The organism is Rhodococcus sp. ZPP (assembly GCF_017656075.1).
In the GTDB taxonomy this organism is placed as follows: Bacteria; Actinomycetota; Actinomycetes; order Mycobacteriales; family Mycobacteriaceae; genus Rhodococcus_F; species Rhodococcus_F oxybenzonivorans.
The window spans coordinates 5,994,698-6,016,969 of sequence record NZ_CP058638.1 but is presented as its reverse complement, the minus strand read 5'-3'; the positions used below and the strand labels follow the sequence as shown (position 1 = coordinate 6,016,969).

22 protein-coding genes, 3 pseudogenes and 1 riboswitch are annotated in these 22,272 nt (G+C 65.7%); of the genes and pseudogenes, 11 read left to right on the top strand and 14 right to left on the bottom strand.

What is annotated here, in order from left to right; genetic code table 11:
* Position 1 precedes the first annotated feature (1 nt).
* Genes HYG77_RS27645 through HYG77_RS27635 form a run of 3 tightly spaced genes read left to right on the top strand, consistent with a single transcriptional unit; the run spans position 2 to position 1,938 of the window.
* Entirely contained in the window at positions 2 to 346 is a 345-nt protein-coding gene (locus HYG77_RS27645) for a hypothetical protein (protein WP_109335214.1), read from the top strand.
* Positions 343 to 648: a YbaB/EbfC family nucleoid-associated protein gene (locus tag HYG77_RS27640; protein ID WP_109331412.1), complete on the top strand. Its 306-nt coding sequence runs from the start codon at positions 343 to 345 to the stop codon at positions 646 to 648. Before HYG77_RS27645 ends, HYG77_RS27640 begins: the two co-directional genes overlap by 4 nt.
* A gap of 48 nt (positions 649 to 696) precedes the next feature.
* The gene (locus HYG77_RS27635) at positions 697 to 1,938 is read left to right on the top strand and encodes a primosomal protein (protein WP_208961222.1); all 1,242 of its coding nucleotides are present in this window, start codon (positions 697 to 699) and stop codon (positions 1,936 to 1,938) included.
* Between the two features lie 12 nt (positions 1,939 to 1,950).
* Here HYG77_RS27635 and HYG77_RS27630 read toward each other — a convergent pair whose 3' ends face one another.
* The 3 genes from HYG77_RS27630 to HYG77_RS27620 are packed head-to-tail and all read right to left on the bottom strand — an operon-like array spanning position 1,951 to position 4,738.
* Positions 1,951 to 3,036, bottom strand: a complete 1,086-nt coding sequence (locus HYG77_RS27630) for an adenosine deaminase (RefSeq protein ID WP_208961221.1) — start codon at positions 3,034 to 3,036, stop codon at positions 1,951 to 1,953.
* 9 nt (positions 3,037 to 3,045) lie between these two features.
* The gene (locus tag HYG77_RS27625) at positions 3,046 to 4,341 is read right to left on the bottom strand and encodes a thymidine phosphorylase (RefSeq protein WP_208961220.1); all 1,296 of its coding nucleotides are present in this window, start codon (positions 4,339 to 4,341) and stop codon (positions 3,046 to 3,048) included.
* Complete coding sequence (locus HYG77_RS27620; protein ID WP_109331416.1) at positions 4,334 to 4,738, bottom strand: cytidine deaminase; 405 nt, start codon at positions 4,736 to 4,738, stop codon at positions 4,334 to 4,336. Before HYG77_RS27620 ends, HYG77_RS27625 begins: the two co-directional genes overlap by 8 nt.
* Before the next feature lie 253 nt (positions 4,739 to 4,991).
* Between HYG77_RS27620 and sdhC the strand changes: the two genes are divergently transcribed.
* The 4 genes from sdhC to HYG77_RS27600 are packed head-to-tail and all read left to right on the top strand — an operon-like array spanning position 4,992 to position 8,387.
* Positions 4,992 to 5,396 (top strand): succinate dehydrogenase, cytochrome b556 subunit, encoded by a 405-nt coding sequence (gene sdhC / locus HYG77_RS27615; protein ID WP_109335215.1) that lies wholly within the window; start codon positions 4,992 to 4,994, stop codon positions 5,394 to 5,396.
* Between the two features lies 1 nt (position 5,397).
* The gene (locus HYG77_RS27610) at positions 5,398 to 5,841 is read left to right on the top strand and encodes a succinate dehydrogenase hydrophobic membrane anchor subunit (RefSeq protein ID WP_005239887.1); all 444 of its coding nucleotides are present in this window, start codon (positions 5,398 to 5,400) and stop codon (positions 5,839 to 5,841) included.
* A 15-nt stretch (positions 5,842 to 5,856) separates the two neighbouring features.
* The gene (gene sdhA / locus HYG77_RS27605) at positions 5,857 to 7,608 is read left to right on the top strand and encodes a succinate dehydrogenase flavoprotein subunit (protein ID WP_159925761.1); all 1,752 of its coding nucleotides are present in this window, start codon (positions 5,857 to 5,859) and stop codon (positions 7,606 to 7,608) included.
* On the top strand, positions 7,608 to 8,387 hold the full coding sequence (locus HYG77_RS27600; protein WP_109331418.1) for a succinate dehydrogenase iron-sulfur subunit: 780 nt from the start codon (positions 7,608 to 7,610) through the stop codon (positions 8,385 to 8,387). The genes sdhA and HYG77_RS27600 overlap by 1 nt, the downstream gene beginning before the upstream one ends.
* A gap of 53 nt (positions 8,388 to 8,440) precedes the next feature.
* Here HYG77_RS27600 and HYG77_RS41015 read toward each other — a convergent pair.
* Positions 8,441 to 8,685, bottom strand: a pseudogene (locus HYG77_RS41015) (BBE domain-containing protein); the annotation flags it as partial.
* 4 nt (positions 8,686 to 8,689) lie between these two features.
* Positions 8,690 to 8,878, bottom strand: a pseudogene (locus tag HYG77_RS27590) (amino acid permease); the annotation flags it as partial.
* A gap of 327 nt (positions 8,879 to 9,205) precedes the next feature.
* Here HYG77_RS27590 and HYG77_RS27585 point away from each other — a divergent pair.
* Positions 9,206 to 10,486: a D-alanyl-D-alanine carboxypeptidase family protein gene (locus HYG77_RS27585; RefSeq protein ID WP_208961219.1), complete on the top strand. Its 1,281-nt coding sequence runs from the start codon at positions 9,206 to 9,208 to the stop codon at positions 10,484 to 10,486.
* Between the two features lie 9 nt (positions 10,487 to 10,495).
* Here the strand turns inward: HYG77_RS27585 and yhjD are convergent, their stop codons facing one another.
* The 5 genes and pseudogenes from yhjD to HYG77_RS27560 form a co-directional block, all read right to left on the bottom strand.
* Entirely contained in the window at positions 10,496 to 11,518 is a 1,023-nt protein-coding gene (yhjD, locus tag HYG77_RS27580) for an inner membrane protein YhjD (protein ID WP_208961218.1), read from the bottom strand.
* Between the two features lie 5 nt (positions 11,519 to 11,523).
* Entirely contained in the window at positions 11,524 to 12,558 is a 1,035-nt protein-coding gene (gene trpS, locus HYG77_RS27575; protein WP_208961217.1) for a tryptophan--tRNA ligase, read from the bottom strand.
* Between the two features lie 51 nt (positions 12,559 to 12,609).
* Positions 12,610 to 13,415 (bottom strand): annotated as a pseudogene (locus HYG77_RS27570) (exodeoxyribonuclease III).
* A gap of 35 nt (positions 13,416 to 13,450) precedes the next feature.
* On the bottom strand, positions 13,451 to 14,674 hold the full coding sequence (locus tag HYG77_RS27565; RefSeq protein ID WP_208961216.1) for an MFS transporter: 1,224 nt from the start codon (positions 14,672 to 14,674) through the stop codon (positions 13,451 to 13,453).
* Positions 14,675 to 14,888: 214 nt separating this feature from the next.
* Positions 14,889 to 16,112, bottom strand: a complete 1,224-nt coding sequence (locus tag HYG77_RS27560) for an NADP-dependent isocitrate dehydrogenase (RefSeq protein WP_109331429.1) — start codon at positions 16,110 to 16,112, stop codon at positions 14,889 to 14,891.
* 273 nt (positions 16,113 to 16,385) lie between these two features.
* Positions 16,386 to 16,505: riboswitch (SAM riboswitch) on the top strand.
* A gap of 119 nt (positions 16,506 to 16,624) precedes the next feature.
* Here HYG77_RS27560 and HYG77_RS27555 point away from each other — a divergent pair.
* Both HYG77_RS27555 and HYG77_RS27550 read left to right on the top strand, forming a co-directional pair.
* Positions 16,625 to 17,908, top strand: a complete 1,284-nt coding sequence (locus HYG77_RS27555) for a bifunctional o-acetylhomoserine/o-acetylserine sulfhydrylase (protein ID WP_208961215.1) — start codon at positions 16,625 to 16,627, stop codon at positions 17,906 to 17,908.
* Positions 17,905 to 19,029 (top strand): homoserine O-acetyltransferase, encoded by a 1,125-nt coding sequence (locus HYG77_RS27550; RefSeq protein WP_109331431.1) that lies wholly within the window; start codon positions 17,905 to 17,907, stop codon positions 19,027 to 19,029. The genes HYG77_RS27555 and HYG77_RS27550 overlap by 4 nt, the downstream gene beginning before the upstream one ends.
* A gap of 21 nt (positions 19,030 to 19,050) precedes the next feature.
* Here HYG77_RS27550 and HYG77_RS27545 read toward each other — a convergent pair whose 3' ends face one another.
* From HYG77_RS27545 to HYG77_RS27535, 3 genes are read right to left on the bottom strand one after another with little or no spacing between them, the layout of a single operon-like run.
* Positions 19,051 to 19,335 (bottom strand): DUF3017 domain-containing protein, encoded by a 285-nt coding sequence (locus HYG77_RS27545; RefSeq protein ID WP_109331438.1) that lies wholly within the window; start codon positions 19,333 to 19,335, stop codon positions 19,051 to 19,053.
* Position 19,336: 1 nt separating this feature from the next.
* Entirely contained in the window at positions 19,337 to 20,197 is an 861-nt protein-coding gene (locus HYG77_RS27540) for a bifunctional methylenetetrahydrofolate dehydrogenase/methenyltetrahydrofolate cyclohydrolase (RefSeq protein WP_204164775.1), read from the bottom strand.
* Between the two features lie 33 nt (positions 20,198 to 20,230).
* Positions 20,231 to 20,836 carry a pentapeptide repeat-containing protein gene (locus tag HYG77_RS27535; protein WP_208961214.1) on the bottom strand — a complete coding sequence of 202 codons (606 nt, stop codon included), beginning with the start codon at positions 20,834 to 20,836 and terminating at the stop codon, positions 20,231 to 20,233.
* 43 nt (positions 20,837 to 20,879) lie between these two features.
* On the opposite strand from HYG77_RS27535, the gene HYG77_RS27530 reads away from it, so the two are divergent.
* Positions 20,880 to 21,347, top strand: a complete 468-nt coding sequence (locus HYG77_RS27530; RefSeq protein WP_208961213.1) for a tRNA (cytidine(34)-2'-O)-methyltransferase — start codon at positions 20,880 to 20,882, stop codon at positions 21,345 to 21,347.
* On the opposite strand, the gene HYG77_RS27525 is transcribed toward HYG77_RS27530, so the two are convergent.
* The gene (locus tag HYG77_RS27525) at positions 21,328 to 22,251 is read right to left on the bottom strand and encodes a LysR family transcriptional regulator (protein ID WP_109331441.1); all 924 of its coding nucleotides are present in this window, start codon (positions 22,249 to 22,251) and stop codon (positions 21,328 to 21,330) included. The two genes, HYG77_RS27530 and HYG77_RS27525, sit on opposite strands and share 20 nt — an antisense overlap.
* Positions 22,252 to 22,272: the final 21 nt, after the last annotated feature.

The window sequence follows — 22,272 nt, the reverse complement described above, 5'->3', positions numbered from 1 at the left end:
CATGTTTCCTCCCACCCCACCCCCGGCCGGAGTCACGGCAGCAGTGAGCAATCGTTCGGGCACCGTGTCGGTGCGCACCACCGAGCACGGTCTCCCCCTCGAACTTCGCATCGATCCACGCGAACTGCGCTACGGCGGCCAGCGCCTCGCCGACGAGATTCTGACGCTGTGCCGTCGTTCCGCCATGGAAGCCGGCGCACGGCGCCGCGACGAACTGGCCCGTGACGGAATGCCTGCCGACGTGCTCGACAAGCTCGGTCTGCCCACCCGCGCCGACGTGGCAGCGGCCCAGGCCGCCGAGGACGAGGAAGAACCCGCCCCGACGAGCTGGATGCGACCACTGTGAGCGAACACGAAATGGACACCATCGTCGGCCGTGCCACCGAACAGGTCGCTCTCCTCGAGGAAGCACTCGAGGGACTGCGGTCGATCAAGGCCCGCGCCTCGAGTGAGTCCGATCACGTCACCGCCGAGGTGGACGGCAACGGAACCCTGACCGGCCTGTGGATGAACGATTCCATCGCCGGCCTCGACCCCGTGGCCCTGGCCACGCTGATTACCGGCACCACCCAGGAGGCCGCGCGCGTGGCCGCCGAACAGCGCAGCCAGGTCATGACGACGTTGCACGACGAGTTCGGGAAGGTCTAGCCATGGGCCGGGTATATCTTTGGCCGCCGGGTCGATAGGCTTCCCGCCATGGCTGGAGACATCGTCCCGATCGAACTAGGTCTCACCGACGGCGACCTCGTCACACTGTGGGCCCCACGGTGGCGTGAGGGCGACGACGAGTGGGAAGCATTCCTGGGTCACGAGGAAGACCTGTACGGGTTCGAATCGGTGGCGGAGTTGGCTGCGTTCATCCGCACGAATACCGACAACGATCTCGTCGAGCATCCTGCGTGGAGCGTCGTATCCGGGCTGTCCGCCGCCGAACTCGAACCGGACGAGAACTTCTGCTTCGATCTGATCGGGGTGCCGGAACTCGCTGCGAGCGACCCCGACGCCATCGTCGTCAGCGAACTCGAAGACACGCTCAACATGGTGCGCAACATCGGCGAAGTCTGCGAGCTCGACGCCGTCGTCAAATTCTTCAGCGCCAATCCGATCCTCGGCGCACTCCCCGCAGGTGTGAGTGCATTCGAGGGTCGCGAAGGCGAAGAGCTCTGGAGCCAGATCGGAACGGCCATAGCGAAAGGCTGGGACGACGTCCTCGACGCCATCGACGGCATCGTGTCCACCCCCGACGTCGACGCCGATGCGGTGGCCGTTGCGGAAGCAGAGTTGCTGGCCGCCGACGAGAACACCGTGGACGTGGACGACGCCGCGGAGGCCGAAGAAGAGGAGGAGTTCGTTCCCCTCGATCTGGAAGAAGAAGACGACGACGAGGACGACTCGTTCTGGGGCTCGGTGGGCGTCGATCCCATCAAGATCATCACCTCGGGCGGCACCTACTTCACCCTTCGGTGCTATCTCGACGATGACGCTCTGTTCCTGGGACGCGAAGGCGTGATCTTCGTGTTCACCTCGGAGCGTGCCCTCGCGCGTTACCTTGCCGACAACCACGAGCACGCCCTTGCCCAGGTCAGCACCTACGAAGAGATTCAAGTGGCGGCCGTGGACGGCTCACTCGAGGTGGAGGTCACGGATGAGAACGTGTACGTCCTTCCCGGTTTGGCCGACGACCTGGCCGCCGGACCGAAAGCCGTGGACGCGGACCAACTCGACCTCGCCGTCGAATTGTTCACCGATGCAGCGGACTTCGCCGACGACGACTCGGTGGAAACCGCGCTCGCCACGTCCAACCCGCTCGGCTGGTACGTGTCGTTCATTCTCGACCCCGACCCCACCCGACTGGCACCCAGCGCGCCGTTCGACTCCGAGGCCGACGCATGGCGCACCCTCGAGCGCGAATTCGAGGCTCGCCTGCGCGCGGTCTAGGCACGACAACGCTCAGCCCACCAGGACGGCGAATCCCGGCTTGATCACTTCGTCGATCAGCTGGAGTCGCTGATCGAACGGGATGAACGCCGACTTCATGGCATTGATCGTGTAGCGCTCGAGGTCCGTCCAGCCGTAACCGAACGTCTCGACCAGTCGAAGCATCTCGCGGCTCATCGTGGTATCGCTCATCAACCGGTTGTCGGTGTTGACCGTCACCCGGAACCGCAACTGTGCGAGCAGGCCGAACGGATGATTCTCGAGGGCATCGACCGCTCCGGTCTGAACGTTCGAACTCGGACACAGTTCCAACGGAATCCGCTTGTCGCGCACATAGTTCGCGAGCGATCCCAGAACGGGGACACCGTCGTCGCCGATCGTGATGTCGTCGGTGATCCGAACCCCGTGCCCCAGCCTGTCCGTGCCGCAGAAGGCGATGGCCTCGTGGATCGACGGCAGGCCGAATGCCTCGCCGGCGTGGATGGTGAAGTGCGCATTGTTGTTGCGCATGTATTCGAAGGCATCGAGGTGACGGCTCGGCGGGTTACCGGCCTCGGCTCCGGCGATATCGAAACCGACCACACCGCGGTCGCGGAACCGAACTGCGAGTTCTGCGATTTCCCGGCTTCGCGCCGCGTGCCGCATCGCGGTGAGCAGGACCCCCACGCGCACTCGCTGACCGCGCGTCTCCGCGGCCGACTCCCCCGCCCGGAAGCCGAGCAGTACCTGCTCCACCACCTGATCGAGCGTCAGCCCCTCCTCGAGGTGCTGCTCGGGAGCGAAGCGGACCTCGGCGTACACCACGCCGTCGTCCGCCAGATCCTCCGCGCATTCCCGGGCCACCCGCTCCAGCCCTGTCGGTGTCTGCATCACCGCAACCGTATGAGCGAACGTCTCCAGGTAACGCTCGAGCGACCCGCTGTCCGCAGCCTCGCGGAACCAGGTGGCGAGTGCCGGCGCGGTATCGGCGGGCAATCCGTCGTACCCGCAGTCGCGGGCCAGTTCGAGAACTGTCTCGGGCCGGAGACCTCCGTCGAGATGGTCGTGCAGCAACACCTTCGGCGCTCGGCGCAGGGCCGACAGATCCAGTGCGGTCATGCGTCGACGTTAGCCTGAGGGCTCCTCGATTCGCTCGATGACGAGCGGAGCCGTCACGCTCGGCGCGTCGGCGACGATGGTCCATGCATTGTCGAGTGACACCTTCGCCGCCCTGAACCGCTCCGGCGTGTCTGTGTGCAGCGTGGCGAGCGGAGTGCCGACCGAGACGGTCTGCCCGGGCTTCGCGTGCATCTCGATGCCTGCCGCCGCCTGCACCGCCTCACCTTGGCGCGCTCGACCCGCGCCCAGCCGCCACGCAGCAAGACCGACCGCCATGGCGTCGAGACCACACACCACACCCTCGGTCTCCGAGAGAATCACCTCGGTGTGGCGGGCTTTCGGGAGCGGGGCGTCGGGGTCGCCGCCCTGCGCCCCGATCATGGCCCGCCAGCGGTCCATGGCGGACCCGTCCCGAAGCTTGTCCGCGGGGTCGACTCCGTCGATTCCCGCTGCCTTCAGCATCTCTCGGGCCAGCTCGAGGGTGAGCTCGACCACATCTGCTGGGCCGCCGCCCGCCAGCACCTCCACCGCCTCCCGTACCTCGAGGGCGTTGCCGGCGGTGAGCCCGAGGGGTGCGTCCATCGCCGTGAGCAACGCCAGTGTCCGCACCCCGGCGTCGTTCCCCAGATCCACCATCGTCTGCGCGAGCTCGCGCGCATCGTCGAGCTTCTTCATGAACGCGCCCGACCCCACCTTCACATCGAGCACCAGCGCTTCGGTGCCTTCCGCGATCTTCTTGCTCATGATCGAGCTGGCGATCAGAGGAATCGATTCGACGGTCCCGGTCACGTCGCGCAGCGCATACAGCCGCCGGTCGGCGGGGGCGAGATCGGCACCGGCCGCGCACACCACGGCGCCGATAGCCGGGTCGGACAGGATTTCGGCCATCTCGGAGGTGTCGAGGTCGGCGCGCCAGCCGGGGATCGCCTCCAGCTTGTCGAGTGTCCCCCCGGTGTGGCCGAGGCCGCGGCCGGACAGCTGCGGTACGGCGGCCCCACAAGCGGCGACGAGCGGCGACAACGGGAGGGTGATCTTGTCGCCCACTCCCCCTGTCGAGTGCTTGTCCACCGTGGGGCGTCCCAGGTGCGTGAAGTCGAGCCGACGGCCCGAGGAGATCATCGCGGTGGTCCATCGGCTCACCTCCTCGCGGGTCATGCCACGGAAGTAGATCGCCATCGCCAGCGCCGACATCTGCTCGTCGGCGACGACTCCGTGGGTGAATGCCTCGACGACCCAGTCGATCTCTGCACCGGTCAGCTCTCGGCCGTCTCGTTTGGCGGCGATGATCGAGGCAGCATCATGCACGGCGGATCCTTTCGGTCTCGTCCGGACCGAAGGCGTCCGGCAGCAACTGGTCCAACAGCCGGATTCCGGCTCGGTGATCGACGAGCAATCGAGGGCCTCCGTGCTCGAGGAGTAGCTGACGACAACGTCCGCACGGCATCAGTATCTCCCCAGCCGCGTCACAGCAGGTGAAGGCCAGCAGTCTGCCTCCCCCGCCCGCAAATAAGTTACCGACCAGTACACACTCGGCGCAGAGCCCTAACCCGTATGAGACATTTTCCACATTGCATCCGACGACAATTCGCCCATCGTCCACCAGTGCAGCCGCACCCACGGCAAATCCGGAGTAGGGCGCGTAGGCCCTACTCATCACCCGTTGCGCGTTGGCGCGCAACAGATTCCAATCGATCTCGCTCATGGTTGACCATCCAATCATGCCCACTGAATGGATGCAGAGAATCCCCCTGAAGCCCTCATTTCGATTTGGGGAGGCAAACCTAACTTCGTTTCCGCAGGCTGTACGAATCCGGAGTCGAGTTAGTTCCCGAGATTCTGTTGGGTTTACAGTTCAGAGAAGTCGGTTCAGGATCTCGTCGGGTCCAGCTGAGGTACCCCCGAAAAGCTACGCAGGCTCGACGCGTCCACCAATGACGTTGGAGGCACAGCACTCGATGAGTAGCACGACTGAAGCCGCTCCGGCCAAGGAGCGCACACGGTCGCTTTACCGGGGCGACCCCGGAATGTGGTCCTGGGTTTTGCACCGGATCACAGGCGTAATGACGTTCTTCTTCCTTTTCGTCCACGTGCTGGATACCGCGCTCGTGCGCGTGAATCCCGACACGTACGACAGTGTCATCGAGACCTACAAGAACCCGATCGTCGGGCTCATGGAACTCGCGCTCGTCGCCGCGGTGCTGTACCACGCACTGAACGGTGTCCGGGTGATGCTGGTGGACTTCTGGTCCAAGGGGCCGCAATACCAGCGCCTCATGCTCTGGGTCATTCTCGCGATCTGGTTCCTGGTGATGATCCCGGGCGCCGGCCGCATCTTCTACAACATGTTTGCGGGGCACTGACATGACGACAGAAGCCAAGAGTCTCGGCAAGACCTACGACCGTCCCGCCAGCCTGGACAACCCGCGCTCACCGCGCCGGACGTCGAAGAACAACTTCGAGCTGTACGCGTGGCTGTTCATGCGGTTCTCCGGTCTCGCGCTGATCTTCCTCGTCCTCGGCCACCTGTTCATCATGCTGATGCTCGACGACGGTGTGCACCGCATCAACTTCGCGTTCGTCGCAGGCCGCTGGTCCAGCCCGTTCTGGCAGTTCTGGGACCTCACCATGCTCTGGCTTGCCCAGCTGCACGGCGGCAACGGACTCCGGACCGTCATTGCGGACTACTCCCGCAAGGACTCCACGCGCTTCTGGCTGACCACGATCCTCGTTCTCTCGATGATCCTGATCATGGGCCTGGGCACGTACGTCATCTTCACCTTCGACCCCAATATCTCGGCGAGCTAGGGGAGCACAGACTTCATGCAGGAACACCGTTATGACGTGGTCATCGTCGGTGCCGGCGGCGCCGGCATGCGCGCAGCGATCGAGGCCGGGCCGCGCGCCCGCACCGCGGTTCTGACCAAGCTCTACCCCACCCGCAGCCACACGGGCGCTGCCCAGGGCGGCATGTGCGCGGCACTGGCGAACGTCGAGGAAGACAACTGGGAGTGGCACACCTTCGACACCGTCAAGGGCGGCGACTACCTCGCCGACCAGGACGCCGTCGAGATCATGGCGAAGGAAGCCATCGACGCGGTGCTCGACCTCGAGAAGATGGGTCTGCCGTTCAACCGCACTCCCGAGGGCAAGATCGACCAGCGTCGTTTCGGTGGCCACACCCGCGATCACGGCAAGGCCCCCGTGCGCCGTGCGTGTTACGCCGCCGACCGCACCGGCCACATGATCCTGCAGACGCTCTACCAGAACTGCGTCAAGCACGACGTCGAGTTCTTCAACGAGTTCTACGCGCTCGACATCGCCATCACCGAGACGGAGAACGGCCCGGTCGCCACCGGCGTCATCGCCTACGAGCTGGCCACCGGCGAGATCCACGTGTTCCACGCCAAGTCGATCGTGTTCGCCACGGGCGGCTCGGGACGCATGTACAAGACGACGTCCAACGCCCACACCCTCACCGGTGACGGCATGGGCATCATCTTCCGCAAGGGCCTGCCGCTGGAGGACATGGAGTTCCACCAGTTCCATCCCACAGGCCTGGCAGGGCTCGGCATCCTCATCTCCGAGGCGGTGCGTGGCGAAGGCGGCATCCTCCGTAATGCGGACGGTGAGCGCTTCATGGAGCGGTACGCCCCCACCATCAAGGACCTCGCTCCGCGTGACATCGTCGCCCGCTCGATGGTGCTCGAGGTACTCGAGGGCCGCGGCGCCGGACCGAACAAGGATTACGTCTACATCGACGTGACCCACATTCCCGAGGAAGTCCTCGACGAGAAGCTCCCGGACATCATGGAGTTCTCCCGCACCTACCTCGGTGTCGACCCGGTCAAGGAACCGGTGCCGGTGTACCCGACGTGCCACTACGTCATGGGCGGTATCCCCACCAAGATCAACGGTGAGGTCCTGCGCAACAACGAGGACATCGTCGCCGGCCTGTACGCCGCCGGTGAATGCGCCTGCGTCTCTGTGCACGGTGCCAACCGCCTCGGCACCAACTCGCTGCTCGACATCAACGTCTTCGGACGCCGCGCCGGCATCGCCGCCGCGGAGCACGCGAACACCACCGAGTTCGTGCCGCTCCCCGACGCCCCGCAGAAGATGGTCGAGGACTGGATGGAACTCATCCTCTCCGATCACGGCCACGAGCGTGTCGCGGACATCCGCAGCGAACTGCAGCAGTCCATGGACAACAACGCGTCGGTGTTTCGGACCGAAGAGCGCCTCACTCAGGCCCTCAAGGACGTACGCGCCCTCAAGGAGCGCTACAACCACATCACGGTGCAGGACAAGGGCAAGCGCTACAACAGCGACCTACTCGAGGCCGTCGAGCTCGGCTTCCTGCTCGAAATGGCAGAGGTCACCGTCGTCGGTGCGCTCAACCGCAAGGAGTCCCGCGGCGGCCACGCTCGCGAAGACTTCCCCGACCGCAACGACGCCGAGTACATGAAGCACACGATGGCATACAAGGAGGGCGACGGCCTGCTCTCCGACATCCGTCTCGACTACAAGCCGGTAGTCCAGACCCGTTACGAGCCGATGGAGCGTAAGTACTGATGAGCGCACCTGCAGTCGACAAGAGCGAAGACAAGTCGGATCTCCCTGCCATCCCCGAGGGCGCCGTCATGGTCACCCTCAAGATCGCGCGGATGAACCCGGAGTCGGGCGAGGGTCAGCACTGGGACAGCTTCCAGGTGCCGGCGCTGCCCACCGACCGCATGCTGAACCTGCTCCTCTACGTGAAGGGCTACCTCGACGGCACCCTCACGTTCCGGCGCAGCTGCGCCCACGGCGTGTGCGGCTCGGACGCGATGCGGATCAACGGCGTGAACCGTCTGGCCTGCAAGCTCCTCATGAAGGACATGCTGCCCAAGGACGGCAAGCCGGTCACGATCACCGTCGAGCCCATCAGGGGTCTGCCGGTGGAGAAGGACCTCGTCGTCGACATGGAACCCTTCTTCGACGCATTCCGCGCCGTGAAGCCGTTTCTCATTACCACCGGCAACGAGCCCACCCGCGAGCGCATCCAGTCGCAGCACGATCGCGCACGTTTCGACGACACCACCAAGTGCATCCTGTGCGCCTGCTGTACGACGTCGTGCCCCGTGTACTGGAGCGACGGCAGCTACTTCGGTCCCGCTGCCATCGTCAACGCGCACCGCTTCATCTTCGACAGCCGTGACGAGGGCGCCTCGGAGCGCCTCGACATCCTGAACGACAAGGACGGTGTCTGGCGCTGCCGGACCACCTTCAACTGCACCGACGCATGCCCGCGTGGCATCCAGGTCACGAAGGCGATCCAGGAAGTCAAGCGCGCATTGCTGTTCGCACGCTGAGCGAATTTCCCAGCACACCAGCAGTTCCCGAGCGCCTGCGGTAACCGGACCGGTTACCGCAGGCGCTCGTCTGCGTCGAGCAGCATGCGGGCATCGTCTGAGGACGCTTCCGATCGATCACCAGACCTCGGTCCAGCCGGTGACACGGGCACGCTCTGCTCGAAATTGAAGACGTTGTCCGGATCGTAGGCGGTCTTCACCTGACGTAGCCGCCGTCACCGTAGGGGCGCAGCGCGCGCCAGAAGTCGGCCGCCCAACTCAGTGCCGTCGAGTTCAGGGCGGGGTCGTTCCAGGCCGCGCTTGCCCACCGGACCGGCGTCTCGAAGGACGTCGTTGTACGTGCCGAAGATCCCGACCGCCACCGAGATGAACGCGAACGACACCGCGAACACCTGGAAGGAGCCCAGAGTGCGCTTCAGCTCCGGCTTATAGCCGCAATCGCGACATTCTCGGTCTGCGGTCTGCGCGCCCACCACATCTTCTGCCGTCATCTCGGTCGCCTCCCATCAGAATCGGGAATTGCCGGAAGTGCGGATCGCTGGCAACGACGATGTCGCGACGCTCGTTCCCACCATCAGAGCGAGACTGGTCCGTTTCATAATCCCCTTCATGGACACGTATGTCAGCGTTGGTTCGGCTCCCTAAATACTCTGCTCCGGCGCTTTCAGGGTGAGGCCCGCCAGACCCGGCGCGACGTCCTCGCTCGACCGGGCGGGCACGCGCTCGCCTCGACGTCACGAATGGATGTCACTCGGCCAGTGCTTTTCTCGCGCTCGGTACCCATGACATACGCTCCTTCTTCGATGAGGTGGCGTCGAGTGGGTATCGCAGTCGTGTCCGGGGTTCTCTTCGCCGGACTCTCGGTGACGTCTGCGGGCGCTATTCCTCCTGTCGTTCCGTCGCCGCCCACGTCGACGCCGTTCACCACTCCCAACACCGACAACTGTCCGAACCGGTCGTCTCCCGCTCCCGCGGTCGACTCTTCGGAGGTTCCTCGGCCGGGTGATCCGACACCGAGCGCGATGGCCGTGCCCGACCGCCCTGTCGGTGGTGCGAAGCTCGGCGCCTGCGGGGTGGTTCTTCCCGACGACGCACCGCCACCTCCCGCGGACATCTCCGCGTCGGGATGGGTCGTCGCGGACATCGACAGCGGCGCCGTGCTCGCTGCCAAGGACCCGCACGGCCGATACCGCCCTGCCAGCACCATCAAGATGCTGCTGGCGCTCGTGGCTCTCGATGAGCTCGACCTCGACAAGACTGTGACGGCCACCGCCGAAGACGCCGAGGTGGAGGGTAGCGCCGTCGGAATCGGCAAGAACGGCCGATACACCAATCGACAACTGATGCAGGGCCTGGTGATGGCGTCGGGCAACGACGCGGCTCATCTACTGGCACGGCAGTTGGGCGGCGACGATGCCGCGGTCGAGAAGATGAATCGCCTCGCCGAGACTCTCGGCGCCCACGACACCCGTACGGCGACGCCGTCCGGGCTGGACGGGCCCGGCATGAGCAGCTCCCCGTTCGACCTGGCCCTGATCTTCCACGCCGCGATGAAGAACCCGACGTTCGCCGAGCTGATCTCCACGGAGACTGTGCAATTCCCCGGATTCCCCAGGGACCCCGCGATACCCGAGGATCAGGACCGTCCCCCATTCGCGTTGGCCAACGACAACCAACTTCTCTACAACTATCCCGGCGCACTGGGCGGCAAGACCGGATTCACGGACGATGCGCGCCACACCTACGTCGGCGGCGCCGACCACGGTGGCCGTCGATTGGTGGTCACTCTCATGGGCGCCGAAGCTCAACCCATCCGGCCCTGGGAACAGGCCGCCCGGTTGCTGGACTACGGATTCGGGCTCGATTCAGACGCGGAGGTGGGTTCCCTCATCGATCTCGAACCGTCCGAGGACTCCTCCGGCGCGGTACTTGCAGCAACGCCGGATCAGAATTCGGCTGACACGACCAGCTCTGGCGTCGCCTCCAGCTCCGATCGCGCCGACGACACCACAGCTCTGCGCATCGGTGTAGGCGTCGGCGGTTCGGCGATCATCCTCGTGCTGCTGCTCTGGGCGTGGCGCCTCCTGCGCCGTCGTTGACTGCCGCCGTCAGCGTTTACTGCGGAACAGAAGGCCGGACAGTCCCAGCGCGGCGAGTGCGCCTGCGCCGACGAGAGCGAGTCCGCCGCCGATCCCGGGACCTTCGTTGACCTGGACGCGAGGCGTGATGACCGCCGGATCCGGCGGGGGGACGAATGCGAGCGCCAGACTCTCCTGGGTAGTGGCCGCCCACGCGGTCGCGAAGAGCAGCATCCGGCACGTCAGGTAGATGAAGACCAGGAGACCGATGATGGGTCCGAACGCCACGCCGGCCGGACCGCTGGTGACGATCGACAGATAGATGGCCCCGACCTGCTTGAAGGCCTCGAACACCACCGCGGCGAGCACAGCCGCCTTCATCGCACTGCGGAAGGCAACAGGTTCGCGGGGTAGGCGGGAGATCACCCAGGTGAACACCGCCCAGGTAGCGACCACGGACACCAGCGCCGACAGGACGCGCAAACCGAGGTCGATGCCCGCGATGTTGCCGAGGTTCAACACCCTCACGACTGTGCCTGCCACCGGACCGCTACTGAGGGCCGACGCGCCCAGCGACACCACCATCGCCAGACCGAGTCCGATGAGAGCCCCCGCATCACCCAGCTTGGTCTTCAGGAAGCCCGGGGATTCGTGGGTACTTTCCCACATCGCGGTGAGGGCATCGCGCAGATTCGCCATCCACCCGAGCCCCGCGTAGGCGGCACCGAGCAGGCCGAGGACACCCACGCCGGCGCGGGACGCAATCGCCGAATCGATGACGGTGTTGAGCGTGTCCCCGAGACTCCCGGGAACATTCTTGGTGATGCTCTCCTGCAGTTCCTGCAGCAACTCCGGCTGGCCGGCGAGTACGAAACCGGCGATGGCGAACGCGATCATCAGAATCGGAATGAGTGCCAGCACACTGAAATACGTGATTCCTGCGGCGTAGTAGTCGCCCTTCTGCTGCTGGTATCGCCCGGCGGCCCGTATCACGTGGTCGAACCAAGGGCGCGCTGCCCGCTGTTTCTCGAGGATGCTCGCTTCGTCCGCCACGGTGCTCAACCCTTCGGTGTCAGGAACCCGACCTTCTCGTACACGGTCGCCAGCGTCTGCGACGACACCTCACGGGCGCGGTGCGCACCGGCTGCGATGATCCGATCCAGTTCGGCCTCGTCCGCGAGGAACTCGTCGACCTTCGCCCGTAACGGTGTCACGAAGTCGGTGAGAACGTCGGCCGTATCGGATTTCAGATCGCCGTATCCCTTGCCCTCGTAGCCCGCCACCAATGTCTCGATGGGCGTGCCGGACAGTGCGGACTGAATGGTCAGCAGGTTGCTCACACCGGGTTTGGTCTCCCGGTCGTAACGGATCTCCCGCTCGTTGTCGGTCACGGCGGACTTGATCTTCTTCGCGGATACCTTGGGGTCGTCGAGCAGATTGATCAGACCGGAGGGACTCGGCCCCGATTTGCTCATCTTCGACGTCGGATCCTGCAGGTCGAAGATCTTGGCGGTGCCCTTGATGATCTGGGCCTCGGGGATCACGAACGCCTTGCCGAACCGGGTGTTGAACCGCTGGGCGAGATCGCGGGCCAATTCGAGGTGCTGGCGCTGGTCTTCGCCGACCGGGACACGCTGCGGCCGGTAGAGCAGGATGTCGGCGGCCATCAGCACCGGGTAGGTGAACAGACCGACGCTGGCGTTCTCGGTGCCCTGTTTTGCGGACTTGTCCTTGAACTGCGTCATGCGGCTGGCCTCACCGAAACCGGTGATGCAGTTGAGGACCCACGCCAACTGCGCATGCTCCGGAACCTGGCTCTGCACGAACAGCGTCGAGCGGTCGGGGTCGATTCCGACGGCGAGCAATTGGGCCACAGCGATCTTGGTGCGACGACGCAACTCCTTGGGATCCTGCGCGACGGTGATCGCGTGCAGATCCGGGATGAAGTAGAACGCGTCGAATTCGTCCTGCAGAGGAACCCACTGCTGCAGCGCGCCCAGGAAGTTGCCGAGGTGGAACGAGTCGGCGGTGGGCTGGATGCCGGAGAGCACCCGGGGCCTGGCGGTGGGCTTCTGATCTGCAGGGGTCGACATGAGTACTGATCTTTTCACGTGGGGCGGAACGAGACGAATCAGATACCGGGGTCAGCGGTACTGGACGGTGACGGGTGCATGATCCGACCACCGCTGGTCGTAACTCTCAGCTCTCTCGACCACAGCCTGCTTGGCGCGTTCCGCGAGCGCTCTGGTGGCGATCTGGTAGTCGATGCGCCATCCGGAGTCGTTGTCGAACGCCTTTCCCCGGTAGGACCACCACGAGTACGGGCCGGCGATGTCGGGGTGGAGGAGACGCACCACGTCAGACCAATGGGCGTCCTCCGCGAAGAGAGCGCTCATCCATTCGCGCTCGTGCGGCAGGAACCCGGAGTTTTTCTTGTTGGTCTTCCAGTTCTTCAGGTCGAGTTCGGTGTGAGCGATGTTCCAGTCGCCGCACACCACCATGTGCCGCCCGGCGGCGACCGCAGCGCGGGCGCTGTCTGCCAGGTAGCGGCCGAAGGACTGCATGAACCGTTCCTTCTCCTCCTGCCGGGGCGTTTGTGCCTCGCCGGCGGCAGGTACAGGCTCGCGACCGTCAGATCGTCGAAATCGGCCTCGAGGTACCGGCCCGCTCCCAGGAATTCCTCGTCACCGTGACCCACCCGAAAGGCGTCCGCCGGTCTACGCGAGAGGACGGCGACACCGTTGCGTCCCTTCGCCGACGGCTCCGCGGACGCGAGATGCCAGCCGCTCGCCAGCGCAGGCGCGAGAGTCTCGGCCAGCTGTTCGTCGGACGCCCGCGTCTCCTGCAGGCACACGACGTCGGCCTCGGTGCGCTCGATCCACTCGGTGAGCCCCTTGCGGGCGGCGGCGCGAACGCCGTTGACATTGACGGTGGTGATGATGTGTGGCACGGCAAGCACCGTAGCGGACGCGTACGACAGCGCGGCTACCGAGACGAACGGGCGCTGCGGCGTTCCATGGCTACCGCGACGGTGAGGACCACGAGCCCGGCCACGGCGAGCAGCGCACCGACCGCTGCGGGAGCCGTGTACCCGTAGCCGGCCGCGATCACGACACCACCGATCCAGGCTCCGAAGGCGTTCGCGATGTTGAGCGCGGCGTGGTTGAGGGACGCCGCGAGCGTCTGGGCGTCCGCGGCGACGTCCATCAGCCGGGTCTGCAACCCCGGCACCATCGAGGCACCCGCCGCGCCCACACCGAAGACGAGCACGAGCGCCGTGTACGGGTTGTGGGAGGCGATGACGAAAACCGCGAGGAGCACCCCGAGCGCCGTCATCGAGACGAAGAGACCGGGAACCAGTGCCCGGTCGGCCAGTCGGCCGCCGAGGAGATTGCCCGCCACCATGCCGAGCCCGTAGATCATCAGCGCCAGTGGCACCAGGGACCGCGAGAGTCCGGCGACATCGGTGAGCGTCGTACTGATGTACGTGTAGACGGCGAACATGCCGCCGAACCCCACCATGCCGATGATCAGCGTCATCCACACCTGAGGACGGCGGAGGGCGCCGAGTTCGGTAAGCGGATTGGTCATCCGCATCGCCGCGAGTGGAGGCAGCCAGGACCAGATGGCGACGAGGGTCGCCGTGCCGATGCCGGCAACAAGGACGAAGGCGCTACGCCAGCCGAGATTCTGGCCCAGCCACGACGCGGCGGGCACACCCACGACGTTGGCCACGGACAGTCCCATCATCACGAGGGCCACGGCCTTGGCCCGCTTGCCGCGCTCCGCGAGGTGTGCGGCGACGAGTGCTGCGACCCCGAAATAGGCACCGTGCGGTAGGCCCGCCACGAAGCGTGCAGCCATCAGGACCCCATAGTTCGGTGCCACCACGGTGGCGGCATTGCCGAGCGTGAAGGCGGCCATCAACGCGATCAGCAGCGTCTTGCGCTGCACTCGCGCCGTCAGGGCGGCGATGAGCGGCGCCCCGACGACCACTCCCAGCGCGTACGCCGAGATCACGTGCCCCGCAATCGGCTCGCTGATGCCCAGGCTCGCCGCGATGTCGGGCAGGAGGCCCATGGCGACGAACTCGGTGGTCCCGATGCCGAACCCACCCAGGGCGAGCGCGACCATGGCGAGCGTGCGGACCGATGAATGGTGCGCGACGACACCGGCCGGCTCGGGGCGGATGGACGTGGAGGTGCTCACAGAAGACACACTTTCGGATAGAGACGTACACGACTACGCGGCAGAGAGCGCCTCAGTCGGCAACGACCTCCGGAGGGATTCTCTTCCCTGTTCCGGCCCAGCCGTGCATGGAACGGCCGTGAGCTCACTCACCCACGGCTGACCTGCGAACACAGAACGGGACGCCCCCACAGAGGGAACGTCCCGTATCTGTACTGCTGGAGGTGCTGTGCGCTTACTGCTCGGCGATGGCCTTCTGGAGGTTGATGTCGAGCGCACCGAGGAACTCCTCGGTGGTCAGGAAGCCCTGATCGCCGCCGACCAGCATCGCGAGGTCCTTGGTCATCTGGCCACCCTCGACGGTCTTGATGACCACGTCCTCGAGCTTCTGCGCGAAGGCGATGACGTCGGGGGTGTTGTCCAGCTTGCCGCGGTGCTCGAGTCCACGGGTCCACGCGAAGATGGACGCGATGGGGTTCGTGGACGTCGGCTTGCCCTGCTGGTGCTGACGGAAGTGACGCGTCACGGTGCCGTGTGCGGCCTCCGCTTCACAGGTCTTTCCGTCCGGGGTCAGCAGCACGGAGGTCATGAGGCCGAGCGATCCGAAGCCCTGGGCCACGGTGTCGGACTGCACGTCGCCGTCGTAGTTCTTGCACGCCCAGACGTAGCCGCCCTCCCACTTGAGCGCCGACGCCACCATGTCGTCGATGAGGCGGTGCTCATAGGTCAGACCTGCCGCGTCGAACTCCGACTTGAACTCGGTTTCGTAGACGTGCTGGAAGATGTCCTTGAACGCGCCGTCGTAGGCCTTGAGGATCGTGTTCTTGGTCGACAGGTAGACCGGGTAGTTCTGCTGCAGGCCGTAGTTGAGCGAGGCCCGGGCAAAGTCCGTGATGGACTTGGTGAAGTTGTACTGACCCTGGACGACGCCGCCGTCCTCGGGGAAGTTCACCAGCTCGTGCTCGATCGGCTCGCTGCCGTCCTCGGGCGTGTAGGTGATCATCACCTTGCCGGGGCCGGGAACCTTGAAGTCGGTGGCGCGGTACTGGTCACCGAAGGCGTGGCGGCCGATGATGATCGGCTTGGTCCAGCCCGGAACCAGTCGCGGAACGTTGGAGATGATGATCGGCGCACGGAAGATCGTTCCACCGAGGATGTTACGGATGGTGCCGTTGGGCGACCGCCACATCTTCTTCAGGCCGAACTCCTCGACACGGGCCTCGTCCGGGGTGATGGTCGCGCACTTGACGCCCACGCCGTGCTTCTTGATGGCGTTGGCCGCGTCGACGGTCACCTGGTCGTCGGTCTCGTCCCGGTATTCGATGCCGAGGTCGTAGTACTCGAGGTTCACATCCAGGTAAGGATGGATCAATTTGTCTTTGATGAACTGCCAGATAATGCGCGTCATCTCGTCGCCGTCGAGTTCGACGACGGTGCCCTCAACCTTGATTTTGGACATGGGTGCTTCGCGTCCTCCTAGGAAGTTTCCCTGGTTACACGGTTGCGGGCACACTTTGTGAGTGGGTCCGCGAACGGTTCGCTTATCAAACGTAGACGGTCAGGACGGTCGCTGGGAGACCGCGCCTAAACAAGACAAGCGTACTGCTATGCGCCGGGCTCGCAATACCTGGGGCCCTGCAACCTGCTCCTACTCACGGGTAACTTTTCCCTGCTAGGGGCCCTGATCGGTGCCGTTTCCGGTCGTTCGGCTCCAGCCGCTAAGATCACCAGAGGTCATGAGTGCCAGCAACGAGCCCCGGCTAGCTGGCCGGCAACCCTCCACCGCGGTGGGGTGCCCCGGGTGATGACCTGGTTCCCTGATTAACACGCAGTCGGGTGACAAGCGCGGGTCCGACATCGGAGGTTCATGATGTGTTGTTGTTGTCGTAGATAGACCCCAGCCACGCCCTGTGCGCGAACGATCCCGAATATGTCGTCCGCGCCTCGTCAGACCACTGGAGTAGACAGCACATGACCGAGAACTGGTCGTTCGAGACCAAGCAGATCCACGCCGGGCAGACATCCGACGCCACCACGAAGGCGCGGGCACTGCCGATCTACCAGACCACCTCGTACACCTTCGACAACACCGATCATGCTGCCGCACTGTTCGGCCTGGCCGAGCCGGGCAACATCTACACCCGCATCATGAACCCCACCCAGGACGCCGTCGAGCAGCGCATAGCCGCACTCGAAGGGGGCGTCGCCGCACTGCTGCTCTCGTCCGGACAGGCCGCGGAGACCTTCGCGATTCTCAACCTCGCCGAGGCCGGCGACCACATCGTCTCCAGCCCCCGTCTCTACGGCGGCACCTACAACCTCTTCCACTACACGCTGCCCAAGCTCGGCATCGAGGTCTCGTTCGTCGAGGATCCCGACGACCTCGAGCAGTGGCGCAGCGCGATTCGCGACAACACCAAGGCCTTCTACGGCGAGACCGTGTCGAATCCGCGGAACGACGTCCTCGACCTCCCGGGCATCTCCGGCATCGCGCATCAGCACGGCATTCCGCTGATCGTCGACAACACCGTGCCCACGCCCTACCTCATCCGCCCGCTCGAACACGGCGCGGACATCGTGGTCCATTCGGCTACCAAGTACCTCGGTGGCCACGGCACGGCGATCGCCGGTGTGATCGTCGACGGCGGCACCTTCGACTGGACCCAGGGCCGGCACCCGAACTTCACCACCCCCGACCCCAGTTACCACGGGGTCGTCTTCGCCGAACTCGGTCCACCGGCTTACGCCCTCAAAGCGCGGGTGCAGCTGCTGCGCGACCTCGGTTCCGCCATCTCGCCCTTCAACGCGTTCCTCATCGCACAGGGCCTCGAAACGCTGAGCCTTCGCATGGAACGGCACGTGTCGAACGCGACCACCGTGGCCCAGTACCTCGAGGCCCGGCCCGAGGTCATCTCGGTCGGCTACACCGGGCTCGCTTCCTCACCCTGGCACGAGCGCGCCAAGCAGATCGCACCCAAGGGCGCAGGCGCCATCGTGACGTTCGAACTCGCCGGCGGAATCGACGCCGGAAAGAAGTTCGTCAACGCTCTCACCTTGCACAGCCACGTCGCCAACATCGGTGACGTGCGTTCCCTGGTGATCCATCCCGCGTCCACCACCCATTCGCAGCTGACCGCCGAGGAGCAGGCCGCCAGCGGCGTCACCCCCGGACTGGTGCGCCTCGCCGTGGGCATCGAGGGAATCGACGACATCATCGCCGATATCGAAACCGGCCTGACGGCGGCGGCATCTTGACCGTGAGCGCACTGCAGCAGCTGCCCGTGTCGGACGGACGTCTGGGCTACATCGACATCGGTTCTCTCGAGCTCGAGAGTGGAGCCGTCCTTCCGTCGGTCACCCTCGCCGTGCAGCGCTGGGGCGAGCTGTCCCCCACCCGGGACAACGTGGTTCTGGTCGAGCACGCTCTGACCGGCGACTCCCACGTGACCGGCCCCATGTCTGACGAACATCCTTCACCCGGCTGGTGGAGCGGGATGGTGGGTCCGGGTGCACCGATCGACACCGACGAATGGTGCGTCGTCGCCACCAACGTGCTCGGCGGTTGCCGGGGCACGACAGGGCCGGGTTCGATCGCCGAAGACGGCCGTCCGTGGGGCAGCCGCTTTCCCGAGATCTCCATCCGCGACCAGATTGCGGCCGAGAAGAAACTCACGGACCTTCTCGGCATCGGGAAGCTGGCGTCGGTCATCGGCGGGTCGATGGGCGGAATGCGCGCCCTCGAATGGGCCGTCACCTACCCCGACCGGATCGCGTCCGCACTCGTCCTGGCCGTCGGTGCCCGCGCGACCGCGGACCAGATCGGTACCCAGACCACGCAGATCGAAGCGATCATCAGCGACCCCGACTGGCAGGGCGGCGACTATCACGGCACCGGGCGGATTCCCCGTACCGGGCTCGGCATCGCCCGCAGGATCGCCCATCTCACCTACCGCAGCGAGAGCGAGCTCGATTCACGGTTCGCAAACTCCCCGCAGGTGGGCGAGGACCCGTGGCGTGGCGGCCGGTATTCCGTCGAGAGCTATCTGCAGCACCAGGCGGACAAGCTGGTCGGCAGGTTCGATCCGAGCACCTATGTGCTTCTCAGCGAGGCGATGAACCGGCACGACGTCGGCCGCGGCCGCGGTGGGGTCGCCGCTGCGCTCGCCACCGTGACTGCACCGGTGATCGTGGGCGGCGTCGACTCGGATCGGCTCTATCCGATCCGCCTGCAGGAGGACCTCGCCAACGAGATCCCCACCTGCGACGGCCTCCGGGTACTCAACTCCCGGGACGGCCACGACGGGTTCCTCACCGAGGCCGATGCCGTGGCCAAGTTGCTTGCCGAGACGATGGAATTGGCCCGCACAGGGCGCTGACGTTCCGCCTGCTCGGGACCGTCAGTCGGTCCCGAGCGGGTCGATCGACACGGCGAGCCAGACGATGGCTCCCCCGACAGCCACCAGCGCGCCGACGTCGAACGACTTGCTGCGGACAGCGAGAAGGCCCACGCGCTCCGAGGGCATCGTCAAGCGGAAGATCGCGGCCAGCAGGGTCGCGGCACCGAAGACGAACGCTCCCCGTCGCCACCGTTCGGCCAGAACGAAGACGACGGCCACCGCGATGACGAGGAGAACGGCGAGCATCGGCAGATTCTTCTTCGCGAACTGCCCCCAGTCCGCCATCTCAGCCGCGAGAAGCCGCGACGCGCTCGGCCCGCTCCACGACGTTGCTGAGCAGAAATGCGCGGGTGAGCGGTCCGACTCCACCCGGGTTCGGTGACAGGAAGCCGGCCACCTCGGCGACATCCGCCGCCACGTCTCCGCGCAAACCGTCCTCGGTCCGGCTGACCCCCACGTCCAGCACGGCGGCGCCGGGCTTGACCATGTCGGCCGTGACCAGCCCGGGAACACCCGCCGCCGCGATCACGATGTCGGCGCGGCGAACCTCGGCGGCCAGGTCCCGCGTGCGGGTGTGGCAGAGCGTGACGGTGGCGTTCTCGCTGCGCCGGGTGAACAGCAGACCGATCGGGCGGCCCACCGTGACACCGCGACCGACGACGACCACGTGCGCCCCCTCGATCGGCACCTCGTAGCGCCGGAGAAGGTGCAGGATTCCGCGCGGTGTGCACGGCAGCGGCGCCTCCTTGCCCAGGACGAGCCGGCCGAGGTTGACGGGGTGCAGTCCGTCCGCGTCCTTGTCGGGGTCGATGCGCTCGAGGGCGGCGTTCTCGTCGAGCTGCCGGGGCAGCGGCAGCTGCACGATGTATCCCGTGCAGTCCGGGTTGGCGTTGAGCTCGTCGATCGTGGCGTCGAGCTTCTCCTGGGTGATGTCACCGGGAAGGTCTCGTCGGATCGACGTGATCCCGACCTTGGCGCAGTCGTTGTGCTTCCCGCGCACGTAGGCGGCCGATCCCGGATCGTCGCCCACCAGGACGGTCCCGAGCCCGGGTGTGATGCCCTGGTCCCTCAGTGCGGTCACCCGCACCTTCAGGTCTTCGAAAATCTCGTCGCGGGTGGTCTTGCCATCGAGGATCGTTGCAGTCACGGAGCCCATTCTCTCAGGTACCCGATACATGCGTCAGGTCGGTTCCACCACCAGCCCGTGAGCGGCGGCGTAGGCGATGGCCTGGGTCAGTTCGATCTGTGCCCCGTCGAGTGAGGCCGCCGTCCACAGATGTGCGTCCACGTGGGCGCCCCGCAGGTCAGCGCCGCCCAGTTTCGCGCCCCCGGTCCGGGCACCGAGGAGGTCGGCCGCACGCAGAACCGTGCCCCGCAGGTCGGTTCGCACAAGGTTGGCCTCGCGGAACCGGCAGTCGGTGAAGTCGAGGTCCCGCAGATCGGCGCCGCCCAGCGAGGCGAGCGTGAAATCGCATTCCTCGACGATCATCGGGCGCAACCGGCAGCCGTCGAACTCGGAACCGAGGAAGCTGCATTGACGGAACGTGCTGTGCCACAACGTTGCCCGCGTGAACGAACAGGACCGAAAGGCCGTTCCGACATGCTGCGACTCCGACAGGTCGGCACCGGTGAAGTCGCAGTCCGTGAAGATCACCGATTCCGTGCGGAGTCCACTGAGATCGGCGTCGCGGAAGTGGCACTTCGTGTAGTGCCGCCGACGCCAGTCCTGACCGGGGAGTCGCGCGTCGCCGAAGTCCTCACCCACCACTTCTTCCACTGCATCCATCCGTCCATCATGCCGCCCGACGGTGTACCCCTAAGCTGTGCGGGTGTTCCGAGTGATGTTCCACGAGCCCCGTATTCCACCCAACACCGGCAACGCCATCCGCCTGGTGGCAGGCACGGGATGTGAGCTGCATCTGGTGGGGCCGCTGGGGTTCGACCTCTCGGAACCGAAACTCAAGCGCGCGGGGCTCGATTACCACGACCTGGCGTCTGTGACCGTCCACGAGAATCTGGACGCCGCGTGGGCGGCAGTCGAACCGGCGCGAGTGTTCGCCTTCACAGCCCATGCCAAGGTGTCGTACGCCGATATCGCCTACGAACCCGGAGACGTACTTCTCTTCGGCCCCGAACCCACCGGGCTGTCGCAGGAGGTGCTGTCCGACCCGCACGTGACCGAACGCCTGCGCATCCCGATGTTGCCCGGCCGGCGGTCGTTGAATCTGTCGAATGCCGCTGCCCTGGTGACGTACGAGGCGTGGCGGCAGCACGGATTCAGAGGGGCTGCGCTGTAAGTCCCGCTCCCGCGGTGGCCCCGACCGCGATGTCGAGGAAGTCCCGTGCGGCACCGCGCACTCCCCGCACCGGATCCCAGACGGCCGACAACCGCCGAGGGAGGGTCAACCCCTCCACCTGAACCGAGGCCAGCCGCCCGTCGGTGAGGTCGGCTGCTACCGCGAGGGAAGACAGCACTGCCGGCGCGTTTCCGGCGATCACCGCGGCCTTCACCGCAGTGCACGAGGTGAGCTCCAATAGAGGTGGGACACAGTGCGGTACCGCATTCTCGAGCGTGGTGCGCGTTCCCGAACCCGACTCCCGTTGGATCATCGGCGTGGTTGCCAACTCCGACACGGGGATCGGCGAGCGTCGAACCCAGTGATGGTCCGGCGGGACGACCACAACGAGGTGATCCCGGCCGATCTCCCGGGACTGCAGTCCCGGCGGAATGTCGGGTCCCTCGACGAAACCGAGGTCGGCCTCACCGGACAACACGCGCGCCGTCACCTCGGACGAGTTGAGCAGGCGCACCGATGTGACCACGTTGGGGAATTTGCGCCGCATCGCGACCGTCCAGCCCGGAACGAGGTACTCGGCGATGGTCATGCTGGCTGCCACCGTGAGCCCGGCCTGCCTCTCCCCCCGCAGTGCCGCGACTCCGGACGCGAGCTCCTCCGCTGTCGCCAGGATGTGACTGGCCCATTCGAGGATGAGAGCACCCTCGGCCGTGGGTCGCACTCCGCTGGCGCCGCGGCTGAACACCTTGATGCCGAACAGCCGCTCCGCCGTGCGGACCCGCGCGCTGACCGCCTGCTGACTGAGTCCGTGTTCGCGGCCCGCCGCACCCATGCTCCCGAGACGCTCGACCGACAGAAGTACATCGAGGGCATTGAGTTCGGGGACCCGGGGAGAGAGCGGCACATCCCAAGGCTAGTCCCACAA

Coding starts and splice junctions, on each gene's coding strand:
- HYG77_RS27545 (WP_109331438.1), bottom strand. CDS start 19,335: ATGGCGGACTGGGGGCAGTTCGCGAAGAAGAATCTGCCGATGCTCGCC.
- HYG77_RS27600 (WP_109331418.1), top strand. CDS start 7,608: ATGAGCGCACCTGCAGTCGACAAGAGCGAAGACAAGTCGGATCTCCCT.
- HYG77_RS27560 (WP_109331429.1), bottom strand. CDS start 16,112: ATGTCCAAAATCAAGGTTGAGGGCACCGTCGTCGAACTCGACGGCGAC.
- HYG77_RS27555 (WP_208961215.1), top strand. CDS start 16,625: ATGACCGAGAACTGGTCGTTCGAGACCAAGCAGATCCACGCCGGGCAG.
- HYG77_RS27635 (WP_208961222.1), top strand. CDS start 697: ATGGCTGGAGACATCGTCCCGATCGAACTAGGTCTCACCGACGGCGAC.
- HYG77_RS27620 (WP_109331416.1), bottom strand. CDS start 4,738: ATGAGCGAGATCGATTGGAATCTGTTGCGCGCCAACGCGCAACGGGTG.
- HYG77_RS27610 (WP_005239887.1), top strand. CDS start 5,398: ATGACGACAGAAGCCAAGAGTCTCGGCAAGACCTACGACCGTCCCGCC.
- HYG77_RS27535 (WP_208961214.1), bottom strand. CDS start 20,836: ATGGATGCAGTGGAAGAAGTGGTGGGTGAGGACTTCGGCGACGCGCGA.
- sdhA (WP_159925761.1), top strand. CDS start 5,857: ATGCAGGAACACCGTTATGACGTGGTCATCGTCGGTGCCGGCGGCGCC.
- HYG77_RS27645 (WP_109335214.1), top strand. CDS start 2: ATGTTTCCTCCCACCCCACCCCCGGCCGGAGTCACGGCAGCAGTGAGC.
- HYG77_RS27630 (WP_208961221.1), bottom strand. CDS start 3,036: ATGACCGCACTGGATCTGTCGGCCCTGCGCCGAGCGCCGAAGGTGTTG.
- sdhC (WP_109335215.1), top strand. CDS start 4,992: ATGAGTAGCACGACTGAAGCCGCTCCGGCCAAGGAGCGCACACGGTCG.
- trpS (WP_208961217.1), bottom strand. CDS start 12,558: ATGTCGACCCCTGCAGATCAGAAGCCCACCGCCAGGCCCCGGGTGCTC.